A 12303-nucleotide genomic window follows, 5' to 3' on the forward strand; every position below is an offset into this window, starting at 1 on the left:
ATGCTGTCGCCGCCGTAGATCGTGTCGTTGCCGCTGTCGCCGAACAGTTCGTCCGCGTGGCCGCCTCCGTCGATGAAGTCGTCGCCATCGCCGCCATGGACGGTGTCATTGCCGCTTCCGGCGAATATGGTGTCGTTGCCGCCGTAGCCGTACAGGACGTTGATGGCGGTGTTGCCGAGGATGGAGTCGGCGTACGCCGAACCGTTGACGTCCTCGATGCCCGTCAGGATGTCGCCCTCGGCGTGGTTGCCCGCGCCGCCGCCGATCTGGGCCGCGGTCCCGTCCTGCCTGGTCAGGTCCACGTTGACCCAGGCGGTGCTGGCGCTGTAGTCCGCCAGATCGCGGGTGCCCGTGCCGCCGTTCAGTCTGTCGGCCCCGGCCCCGCCCACCAGGGTGTCGTTGCCCGCACCGCCGACGAGGGTGTCGTCGCCATCCAGGCCGATGAGATGGTTGCCCGCGGCGTTGCCCGTGAGCACGTCGCCGTAGGAAGCGTCGTTGCTGCCGATGAGGTTCTCGATGCCGATCAGCGTATCGCCCAGGGCGTCGTTGTCCGTCCCGCCGCCCGACTGGGCCGTTGTCCCGTCCTGGATGTTCAAGTTCACGGCCACCCAGCTCGCGCTGTCGCGGTAATCGGCGAAATCCAGGCCAAGGCCGCCGTCGATCAGGTCGGCCCCGGCCCCGCCACGCAGGGTGTCGTTGCCGTCCCCGCCGAGCAGCGTGTCGTCACCGGCCAGGCCGGCAAGAAGGTTGGCCGCCGCGTCGCCGGTAATGCTGTCGCCGTAACCCGAGCCGATGACGTTCTCGACGCCGATGAGCACGTCGCCCTCGGCGTGGCCGCCGGACTGGGTGGCGCGGGTGAGGTCGATGTCCACGGCCGCGGTGCTGGCGCCGTAATCCACGGTGTCGCCACCTTCCTGGGTGTACAGCCAGGGCGTGAGCGCTGCGTACGCGTGCCCGCCGCCGTCCAGGGTGTCGGCGTCAGAGCCGCCGCGCATGGTGTCGTTGCCGTCCAGGCCGTAGACTTGAAACGTGTAACGGGGATCGTTGAAATCCCAGGCCGTGGTCAGATCGTCCGCCCCTTCCGTGCCCCAGATCTGGATCGCGCCGCCCGCGACCTCGGCCTCGTTCAGGCCGGTCTGCACGTAAAGCCGCACCGTCTGGCCGTCCTTCGCGGCTTCGTACAGGACATAGGTCTGTCCATCGATGGTCACTTCCGGGGCGGCCTGGGTCCAGGTCCAGCCGTCGTCGGCCAGCCTGGCCACGGAGTCCCCAGCGTCCCCGGTCACCACCAGGGCCATGAGGCCGCTGCCCGCCGGGTCGGCCACGCCGTTCGACAGGATGGCGGCGCCGCTCACGGTCAGCCCCTTGCACGCGCCCGTCAGGTCGATGCGCTCGATGCCGGTGATGGTCGTGGAAGAGCTCACGTCGAGGTACTCGTCTTCCGAAATCAGCACGTCATGCCCCGCGCCGCCGTCCACCACGTCGCCCGCGCCGGCCCGGATCAGGTCGGCGCCGTCGCCGCCCTGGAGCGTGTCATTGCCCGCTCCGCCAATGAGGGTGTCATCCCCCCCGCCGCCGATCAGGCTGTCGTCCCCGGCCAGGCCGGAGAGCACGTTGTCCTCGTTGTTGCCGATGAGCGTGTCACCATAGGCCGAACCCGTGAGATTCTCGATGGAGATGAGCACGTCGCCATAGGCATGGTTGCCGCCGTAGAGGACTCCCGGGTTGGTCCCGTCGTCGATGGTGGACAGCGTGGACGTGACCGTGCCGCCGCCGGTCTGGGCCGTTTGGCTGTCCTGCAGGTTCAGGTCCACATACACCTCGGACTCGCTCAGGCTGTAGTCCGCGGTGTCGATGCCCTCGCCGCCGTCCAGGGTGTCCGCGCCGCCGAGGCCCATGAGCAGGTCGTCGCCCGCACCGCCTTCCAGCCGGTTGGCCGCCGCGCGCCAAGCCCACTTGTCCGGCGGGGCGAGCGCCTCGTCGCCCACGGAACTGCCGATGAGCGTGTCATCGTGGGCCGAGCCGATGACGCCGTCGATGTACCAGAGCTGATCCCCGACCTCCTCGCCGCCGGGAACGCCGGACTGGAAGCCTTTGGACTGGTTGCGCAGGTCGATGCTGACCCCCTGGGACGCGTTCCGGTAGCTGACCATGTCGTAGTGCATGCCGCCCCACAGCACGTCTCCCCCGGCGCCGCCCTCCAGGGTGTCGTTGTGGTCGTTGCCCCACAGGATGTCGTTGCCGCCGCCCCCGATGATCAGGTCATGGCCGTCCAGACCATAGAACTCGTTGGCCTCGTCGTTGCCGATGAGCGTGTCGCCCGTCATGCCGTACGTGCCCCTAATGTGCCGGATGCCCGTCAGGACGTCGCCGATGGCGTCGTTGCCCTCCTCGCCCCCGCTTTGGGCCGTGACACCGTCCTGGATGCGCAGGTCGACGTACACGGACTGGCCGTAGTTGGCCGTGATGTCGTCGCCGGTGATCTCGTAGCTGACATAGTCGATGCCGCTGCCCATGATGCGGTCCGCGCCCTGGCTGCCGACAAGTATGCTGCGGTAGGTGGAGAGGCTGACCAGCGTGTCATTGCCCGTGCCGCCGAGGAGGAGGTCCTGGTTGCCGTCGCTGCCGCCGTCGGACCTGTGGCCGTAGAGCTCGTCGTCGCCCGCGCCGCCAAAGAGCGTGTCGATGCTGTCGCCGCCGTAGATCGTGTCGTTGCCGCTGTCGCCGTACAGTAGGTCCCTGTGGCCGCCTCCGTCGATGAAGTCGTCGCCATCGCCGCCATGAACGGTGTCGTTGCTGTTTCCGGCTACTATGGTGTCGTTGCCGCCGTAGCCGTTCAGGACGTTGGTGGCGGCGTCGCCGAGGATGGAATCAGCGTACGCCGAGCCGTTGACGTCCTCGGTGCCGGTCAGGATGTCGCCCTCGGCGTGGTTGCCCGCGCCGCCGCCGGACTGGGCAGTGGTCCCGTCCTGAAGGTTCAGGTCCACGTTGACCCAGGCGGTGCTGGCGCTGTAGTCCGCCAGGTCGCGGAAGCCCGCGCCGCCGGAAAGCACATCGGCCCCGGCCCCGCCCACCAGGGTGTCGTTGCCCGCGCCGCCGATGAGCGTGTCGTCGCCGTCCAGGCCGATGAGATGGTTGCCCGCGGAGTTGCCCGTGAGCACGTCGCCGTGGGAAGCGTCGTTGCTGCCGATGAGGTTCTCGATGCCGATCAGCGTATCGCCCAGGGCGTCGTTGTCCGCCCCGCCGTCCGACTGGGCAGTTGTCCCATCCTGCTTTGTCAGATCCACGGCCACCCAGCTCGCGCTGTCGCGGTAATCGGCGAAATCCTGGCCAAAGCTGCCGTCGATCAGGTCGGCCCCGGCCCCGCCGCGCAGGGTGTCGTAGCCATCCCCGCCGAGCAGCGTGTCGTCGCCGCCAAGGCCGACAAGAAGGTTGGCCGCCGCGTCGCCTGTGATGCTGTCAGCGTGGGCCGAACCGATGACGTTCTCAACGCCGATGAGCACGTCGCCCTCGGCGTGGCCGCCGGACTGGGTGGCGCGGGTCAGGTCGATGTTCACGGCCGCGGTGCTCGCGCCGTAATCCACGGTGTCGCCGCCTTCCTGGGTGTACATCCAGGGAGTGTGCGCTGCGTACGCATGCCCGCCCCCGTCCAGGGTGTCGGCGCCAGAGCCGCCGCGCAGGATGTCGTTGCCGTCGAAGCCGTAAACGTGGAACTTCACGCCGTCGCGGTCGAAATGGGCCGCGCCGGTCAGGTCGTCGGACTCGTCCGTGCCCCAGACCTGGACCGTGGAATTGTGGATGTGGAAGGTGGCCGGACCGGTGGTATCCGTGCCGTCCGTGACCGTGAAGACGAAGGTGTCGGCCTCCAGCACCAGAACCCCGTCCTGGGCGTGGGGGTCGAAGCTGAAGGTGACCCGGCCGGAGTCGATGTCGGCCTGGGTGAAGGTGACCTTGGTCGCATCCACTTCCTTGCCGTCGATGTACAGCGTGCCGTAGGCCGGACCCTGGCTGATCCTGAACAGCAGGTCCCCGGGGCCGCTCTCGCGGTCCGTGGCCCGCAGGTGGCCCGTCAGGGGCTCCATTGCGTCGTCATCAACCAGGAGAATATTGTTGATGTCGATGACCGGGGGGAGGTTCAGGTTGCCAGGAGCGGAATCCCCGGACAGTGCGTCGGCCAGCAGGCCGTCCTCGTCCTTCCCAGCTAAGACCTTGCCCTTCGCCAACCCGCCTCCGGCCTCGGCACTGAAGGCGGCCATACCGAGCAGTCGGCCCATGCCGAAGTCATCGCCCGTCTGCTGGTCCAGAAACGACGTGTCGGCCACGCTCGCCTCGTGGACCCCCAGGGGCTCATGCGTCACGGCCCCTTCCTCGCCGCCCGTTCCGGCCCGCTCGAACACGATGACGGGCCGCGCCCTGAAGACCGGGGACTCGTCCGGCCCCATGGCCAGGGCTTCGGGCGGCAATCCCTGGGATTCAACCGTGAACTCGCCGATCCCTTCCAGCCGGATCGCGACCTTCCCCTCTCCGCCGGACCGTACTTCGGCCTGCTCCGGCGCAGCCGCGATGAGCAGCTGTTCGTTGCCGCGCAACGACACCGTGCCGCCATCGGAAATCTGCACTTCACGAATCGAACCATCCGCCTGACGAACGAGCACCTTATTTTTCAACATGGCCTGCCCCCATATTCGAGTTGTACCAATTTAAACATTCCGAAACAGATAGATGCTTTCGAAGTAGAGTATAATGCGAATGCTCACCTAATTTTCAATGCAGTTTCTACAGTAACAATCTCATACAAAACAAAAAATCATACGGTTTTACACTAATAAACGACCCCCGTGAGCCATGACGGGCACGTATTCGAAAGGCAGCGCCGGGGATCAAAAAAGGGAGAGAAGAAAACGGCAGAGGGAAAGGGACGACGTCACGGGCGCCGACGGCGGATGGCGAGCCGTAAGGGAGACCGGCAATCAATCACATTTCGAACACGACATGCGAGGAATATATGGATGAGGCAGCGGAAGGCGTGGCGACGTATGCGTCAGGAGGGTCGAACCGCGAGGGCGGCCAGTGTTCTGAAAAGCTCGGCGGCGTCCACGGGCTTGGCCAGGTGCGCGTTCATGCCCGCATCAAGGCAGCGCTCCCTGTCGCCAGGCAGGACGTTGGTGGTCAGGGCGATGACGGGCAGTCGGGCGAACCGCTGGCGGGTCCTGATGGCCCGCGTGGCTTCGTACCCGTCCATCTCGGGCATGTGGATGTCCATGAGCACTGCGTCCAGGGGGGGAAGCGAAACGTCGAGAACGCGGTCCACGGCCTGGGCGCCGTTGCCCGCGACTTCCACCAGCACTCCGGCCTGGGACAGAATCAGGCCGATGAGTTCCTGGTTGGCCGGATTGTCCTCGGCCAGGAGGACGCGCAGACCGCGCGACAGCTCGCGGTTTCGCAGTTCCTCGGCGGACATGCCGTTCATGCCCGGTTCGACAGGTCCGCCAAGACCCCTGGCCCGCCGCAGCATGTCGCCCAGGGACGCCGCGGTGAATGGCTTGGCCAGCACGCCCCGGACACCGTGCTCCTCGGGCCGGAACCGTTCGACCTCGGGCCGGGCCAGGCTGGTCATGAGCACCACCGGCGCCTGGGGCACGGGTTTCGACGCGCGCAGGAGGTCCGCGCCTTCGGGTCCGCTCATGTCCGGAAGGTCCCAGTCCAGAAGGATCAGGCTGAAATCTTCTGCAGACGCCATGCGGGCGGCTTCCTCCGCCGAACCGACGCACACGCTCGAAAGGCCCAGGCGCGCCGCCGCATGTTCCGCGGCCTCCCGGCTTGCGGGCCTGCTCTCCGCCACCAGCACGGGGCCGGTGCTCGGGGCCATGGCGCGCCCCGCGGCCGGGCCTTCCGGGTCAGGGTCGAACACCGCCGTGAACTCGAAGGTCGAGCCCTCGCCCAGCCGGCTGCGCACCGCGATGTCCCCGCCCATGAGGTGCACCAGCCTGCGGCTGATGTTCAGTCCCAGGCCCGTGCCGCCGAAGTTGCGGGCGGTGGACGCGTCGGCCTGCTCGAAGGACCCGAACAGGCGCGGCAGCACGGCCTCGTCGATGCCGATGCCCGTGTCCACGACCTGGAAGCGCAGGGCGATCTTCCCCGCGGACGTCGTCGGGTCTTCGGCGCCCGTGACGGCCAGGCGGACCGTGCCGTCATGGGTGAACTTGATGGCGTTGCCGCCCAAATTGACCAGAATCTGCTTGAGCCGCAACGGGTCGCCGACCAGGCGGGACGGGAGGCCGGGCAGCACGGAGATCGCCAGTTCGTTGCCGTTCGCGAAGGCCTTGGGCGCCAGGATGTCCCCCACCTCGTCCAGCATCGCGTCCAGATCGAAGGGCCTGAGGTCCAGCGCCACCTTGTCGGCCTCGATCTTGGACAGGTCCAGAATGTCGTTGATGATGCCCATGAGATGATCGGCCGAAGCGCGAATCTTGAGCAGATATTGACGCAGCCTCCCTTCGGCCTCCAGTTGGAGGGAAAGGTTCAGAAATCCGAGGATGGCGGTCATGGGCGTGCGGATCTCGTGGCTCATGCTGGCCAGAAACGTGCTCTTGGCCCGGGCCATGGCCTCGGCCGCCTGGCGCTGCACGGCCATGGCCTTGACCGTGTAGGCCAGCAGAAGGGACATGGCGACGCCCTCGCATACGAAGCCGACCCAGGTGATCGACGGGTGCGCGAAGGAAAAGGCCCCGTGGGCGGCCCGATTGTAGTAGGAAATGGTGGTGGCCGCTGCGCCCCATGCGATCAGGAAGATGCTTGGAACCACCCGGTCGCGCTTCAGGCTGATGATGCAGGCCCATGCCCCCATCAGCACCACGGGCACGGCCATGTTCATGGAGAATTTCCCCTGCATTGCCGGTGGCAGGAAAAAGGCGCAGGCGGCCACCGCGAAAACCAACCAGATAAAGAAAAGCATGACCGCATCGGTCCTCCTGTTGTACTTCCGGAGCTCCAAAAACTCCCTGACCACACAGGGCAGAAAAACCTGAGCCGCCAGGCCGACCGTCATGATGGCCGCCGGCATGTCCCTGAAGGTGAGGAGATGCTGATAACTGGTCAGGGCCACGAAACCGACAAGGGACAGGTTGCTCAGGACCAGCCATTTGAACTTGCCGATTCCGGTGTACAGATAGATGGCCAGATGGACGATCGTCATCGTGCAGAATAAGCCCAGCACCAGGCCCGTGCCCGCTACCTTGACGCCGTTGATCCATATGGCCCGGTCGACGGTGGTGATGTGCGGGCTCAGGACCAGCGGCCGGACGCCCGTGACCCGGATGTAGCAGGTGGTCGGGGCCGTCAGCCCCGTGGGCAGGCGGAACTGTCGACGTTCCTGATCGCCGGAGGACGAGAGCAGATAGCCGGAGCCATATGTTCTCCATCCGCCGGGAGCGCTCGCGTCAGGCACGAACAGTTCGAAGGTGCCGTACAGGTTCCAGCCCGGGTCGAAAATCCAGTAGCGGGGCAGCCCGCCCCCGTCCGAAGGCAGTTCCCTGACGGTGAACCGGAACCACAGGGCCGAGTTCCTGAACCCGAAATTGAAGCGCCCATTCGGCGGCGGGCCGAACCGCGAATCGGTCTCGGGCGCGGCCGCCTGATCCACGGTCAACTGCCTGTCCGCATCCTCCAGATATTCCATGTAGGGCCGCAGGTCGTACTCGTCGCTCTCCCCGCCCAGCACGCACACGCCGACGGCAAAAGCCCGGGAACTCCACACGTGCACGAGCAGCAGGGTCGCAAGCAGGACAAAAAGCGCCCGGCGCGGTGCACGGGCCGCGTGCGCAGGGGTCGGACCGCTACGCATGACGCGCCTCCTGCGGGGCCTGGCGCCCCCACTTGACCAGGACGCTGAAAAGCTCCCCGGTGTCCACCGGCTTGGTCAGATGGTCGTTCATGCCAGCCTCCAGGCACCGCGCCCTGTCCTCGGGAGTGATGTCGGCTGTCATGGCGACGACCGGCAGGCCGCCGAAACGCCCGTCGCCCCGAAGGGCCCGCGTGGCCGCGAAACCGTCCATGACCGGCATGTGCACGTCCATGAGCACCACGTCCGGGGCCTCCCCTTCCGTCACCCGGCGCACGGCTTCGGCGCCGTTGTCCGCGACCTCCAGTTCCACCCCGGCCTCTGTGAGGATCACGCCCAAAAGCTCCTGATTGAACAGGTTGTCCTCCACCAGCAGGACACGCAGGCCGTGGGCGCGCTCCATATCGCACGGCGCATCGGCCGGCGCGCATGCATCAAGCGCTGCGGCCGCCCCGTCATCCAGGACCTGCCTGAAGAGCCCCTCCACCGACGAGGACGTAAACGGCTTGGCCAGGATGCCCTGGACACCCAGCTGGCCCAGGCGAAGTTGCTCGACCTCGGGCCGGGCCGGGCTGGTCATGAGCGCCACCGGCGTTCCCTGCGCACCCTCCGAAGAGCGCAACAGGCGCACGGACTCAGGCGCGGCCATGCCCGGCAGATCCCAATCCAGCAGGATCAGGTCGAAACGCTCCGACGCGGCCTGACGAGACGCCTCGGCCGCCGAGCCTGCCGCTGCGTGGGCGTGGCCCATGGCGGACAGGATCGCCTCCATGGACGCCAGGCTTTCCGGGTTGTCCTCGACGACCAGCACTTTCAGCGCCCCGTGCTCCGCGGCCGGAGGACCTTCCGGGAAAACGGCGTCGGGATCGAGACCGAGGGGCACCGTGAACCCGAAGGTCGAGCCCTTCCCGGGCCGGCTTCGCACCGAGATGTCCCCGCCCATGAGCCGCACGAGCCGCCGGCTGATGCTCAGGCCCAGGCCCGTGCCCCCGTAGACCCGGGCCGTGGACGAGTCGGCCTGCTCGAAGGACTGGAACAGGCGCGGCAGGACGTCCGGGTCGATGCCGATGCCGGTGTCGCTGATCTCGAAACGAAGCCGCACAAGGTCCTGCCGCGGCATGGCGTCCCCGGCCCTGGACACCGCCAGCCGGACGGTACCGCCCCGGGTGAACTTGACCGCGTTGCCGCCCAGGTTGATCAGGACCTGCCGCAGGTGCAGGACGTCCCCGGTCACGCGGCGGGGCAGCCCGGGTTCGAGCGAGAGCACCAGTTCGTTGCCGTTCTCGAAGGCGCGGGCGACGAGGATGTCCGCGGCGTCATGCAGCAGGTCCTCCGGGTCCAGGGGCCCGGTCTCCAGTTCCACCTTGCCGGCCTCGATCTTGGCCAGGTCCAGGATGTCGTTGATGATGTCCATCAGATGCTTCGCCGCGGCCTCGATCCGCAGCAGGTACTGCCGCAGTTGCCCGCCGGCCCCCAGCTGCAGGGACAGGGTCAGGAACCCCAGGATGGCGGTCATGGGCGTGCGGATCTCGTGGCTCATGCCGGCCAGGAAGGATGACCGGGCCTTGGCCATGGCCTCGGCGGCCTGGCGCTGCGCCGAGATGGTCTCGATGTTGTAGGCCAGCAGGATGGACATGCAGATTGCCTCTCCCAGGAAGGCGACCCACATGTAGCTGGGATGGAAGAAGGGAAGGCCGCCCTTCAGAGCCCAGTTGAAGGAGAAGGCCAGCAGCGTCGTCAGGCCCCACGCGCACAAAAAAAGAAACGCTGGGACACGGCTGCGTTTCAGACTGTCGAAACAGGCCCAGAAGACAACCAGGGTCAAGGGCATGACCGCGTAGATGGACAGCTTTGGGTGGAGTTCCTCGGGCAGCATGGGCGCGAAGGCGGCAGCCCCCAGGACAGCCCAGACAGCGGCCAGGAGGATCATGTTGAGTCTTCTGTTGTACCGACGAAACTCGAAAAACGTCCTGACCGTCGTGGCGACGATGGACTGGCCCACCAGACCGATCGTCATGATGACGGTCGGAAGGTTTGTGACAGTGACGAGATGCTGATAGCTGCTGGTGGCGACGAAACTGGCGAAGGTCAGGTTGCTGAGCACGAACCACTTGTACTTGCCGTTGCCGGTATAGAGGTAGATGGCCAGGTTGCCGATCACCAGGGTGGCGAAGAAGCCCAGCAGGAGGGATGTCCCCAGGGTCTTGAAGCCGTTGACGCGCAGGGTGCGGTCGAGGGTGGCGACGGTCGGGGCGACCATGAGCGGCCGAATGCCGGCCACGCGGAGGTAGCACGTGACGGGGTCGCTCAAGCCGGGGGGAAGCTGGAAATGCCGTTTCTCCCCTTCGCCCGGGACGGACAGCAGCCGCCCCGCGGCATAGACCTGCCATCCGCCCTCGGCCTCGGGGCGCGGCACGTAGAGGTGGATGGTGTCGTACAGTTGCCAGCCCGGGTCCAGAATCCAGAGCGGCGACTGATTGCCGCCTGCGGGACCCGGTTCCCCGTCGACGATGGTGAAACGGAACCACAGGGCCGAGGAGGTGAAGCCGAAATTGAAGTGGCCCTTGGGAGGCGGCCCGAAACGGCCGGCCAGGTCCGGAGACGCGACGTCGTTGATGGTCAGGTCCCCGCCGGGGTCCTCCAGGAAGAGCATGTACGGCCGCAGGTCGTATTCCTCCACGGCCCCTTCGAGGACGCACATTCCCACGCCCGTGGCCGCGGACGGAAGCGCCCAGCACACCATGAGGGCGACCAGCGCCAGGATGCGAATGGACAGGAATCCGTGCGCTGTCATGCCTTCCCCCGCCCCTTCACGTTTCGGGTCAGCAAGGCCGCTCAAGACTTGCCGATATCGGCGGCCGCGGCTCTCAACTGCGCGAAGAGATCGGTGAATCCCGGCAATTCCGCCCTCACGGCGTCTATGTCGCCCTTGTTGGCGAGATTCTCGAGGACCCCCGACTTGGCGGCGAGCCTCTTAGCGGAGAGGTTGGCCGCGCCGCCCTTGATGGAATGAAAGAAAATCGCGATTTCGTCGCTCTTGCCGCGCCCGACGACATCCTCTGCCCTGCCCGCGACATCGGCGTTGAGTTCGAGAAAACGCAGCAGCAACCGGCTGAAAACCTGCCTGTTTCCGCTGAACCTCTGCAAAGCCTCGTCGACATCAAGGGTCACGAACTGTTCGGCCATGGCATCCTCCAGGAATCTTTCGAAGGGCTGCACGGTTTCGGAAAGGAAGGCTGCAATCGGTCCGCTCCCACTGCAGCCCGAGGAGCGCACGGTCAATGCGCATGAGCATTCACCGCGACCGGCGATAACATACGAGGAAATCCGTATATAGGCCGACAGCCTCAGGAAGAATGCCACCGGTCAGTCTGGAGAAGCACCGCTGACGCCCCGCGGAACAGGAAGCCGTCCCTGCCAGGCTCACAAACGCCATTCGCAAGCGCCCTTTGGGCCTGGCATCCGGGATGAAAGCGTAAGACGTCAAACGGCCACAAAACTGATTGATATCAAGGATCGGACGAAGCGCGAGCAGGATCGCCCGGCAAAAATGTAAGGCGCGAAATACCCCTACACTACCTTGGACCTCTTTTGCAATACATCGGTCCAGACAGAGCAGCGGCAACAGAGAAAATATACAGGGAAATTAGATTCTTCACCGAATGCGGGCAAAGCCGTCGTCCATCTGATAAAACACATCCGTGGACCCGGCGCCCCTCCCGATGGCAGCCTGCGGCCATGTCGGGCTATCTTCGAGTCCAGCGGGCCAGCGACTCGAGCAATGCCTCGAAATCCACGGGCTTTGTCAGAAAGTCGTTCATTCCAGCCTCAAGGCATTTCTCCCGCTCGCCCTCAACGGTGGAGGCCGTCACCGCCAGGACCGGAAGATCGGGCCAGCGACCGTCACTGCGAATTCTTCTGACCGTTTCCCGGCCGTCCATTCGGGGCATCTGCACGTCCAGAAGGACGGCATCGAAGGTCTGGGCGGAGGCCAGGAGATCCAGAGCCTCGAACCCGCTTCCCGCCGTCACCACCTCCACTCCGACTGCGGACAAAACACTTCCTATGACATCGAGATTGAACTCGGAGTCATCGACCAGCAGCACGCGCGATTTTCTTCGCTCTATCACTTCAGCTTTCTCCCGAAACGCCCGTCACACGGCAGAAAACGGAGGCCGACAATCCGGCCCGGTTCCGTGCATTGAACATCCATGCCCATGTTCAGGGCAAGAACTTCGTACGATTATGCCTCACTATATATACAATATTCGGTCGATGTCGAAAAATATTATGTACATAATTAAGTATAATTACCCTGCCAAAATACGTTCCACTATGAATTATTCTCATACCCTCTCTCCGGTAGCAGGTAGCCATGCGCGGAAAACGGCTACCGAGCCCCAAGGCTTTTCGACCGAGCGGGCGCCAAGGCCACGGCATCATCACGAACAAACACAGGGGGG

Annotated in this window: 5 protein-coding genes; all 5 read right to left on the reverse strand. The window is 65.5% G+C overall.

The features are described from left to right. The coding region (locus G394_RS19765) for a cadherin-like domain-containing protein (RefSeq protein WP_084435785.1) at positions 1–4670 on the reverse strand (4670 nt) is incomplete at its 3' end. Between the two features lie 371 nt (positions 4671–5041). Beyond that, positions 5042–7843 carry a hybrid sensor histidine kinase/response regulator gene (locus tag G394_RS20455; protein ID WP_051307284.1) on the reverse strand — a complete coding sequence of 934 codons (2802 nt, stop codon included), beginning with the start codon at positions 7841–7843 and terminating at the stop codon, positions 5042–5044. Then, positions 7836–10634 (reverse strand): hybrid sensor histidine kinase/response regulator, encoded by a 2799-nt coding sequence (locus G394_RS20460; RefSeq protein ID WP_051307285.1) that lies wholly within the window; start codon positions 10632–10634, stop codon positions 7836–7838. Before G394_RS20460 ends, G394_RS20455 begins: the two co-directional genes overlap by 8 nt. A 41-nt stretch (positions 10635–10675) precedes the next feature. Then, positions 10676–11026 carry an Hpt domain-containing protein gene (locus tag G394_RS0116720; RefSeq protein ID WP_028578615.1) on the reverse strand — a complete coding sequence of 117 codons (351 nt, stop codon included), beginning with the start codon at positions 11024–11026 and terminating at the stop codon, positions 10676–10678. Positions 11027–11586: 560 nt separating this feature from the next. Then, positions 11587–11946: a response regulator gene (locus tag G394_RS0116725; RefSeq protein WP_051307286.1), complete on the reverse strand. Its 360-nt coding sequence runs from the start codon at positions 11944–11946 to the stop codon at positions 11587–11589. Between the last annotated feature and the right edge of the window lie 357 nt (positions 11947–12303).

The sequence above is a fragment of the Desulfomicrobium escambiense DSM 10707 genome (assembly GCF_000428825.1).
In the GTDB taxonomy this organism is placed as follows: domain Bacteria; phylum Desulfobacterota; class Desulfovibrionia; order Desulfovibrionales; family Desulfomicrobiaceae; genus Desulfomicrobium; species Desulfomicrobium escambiense.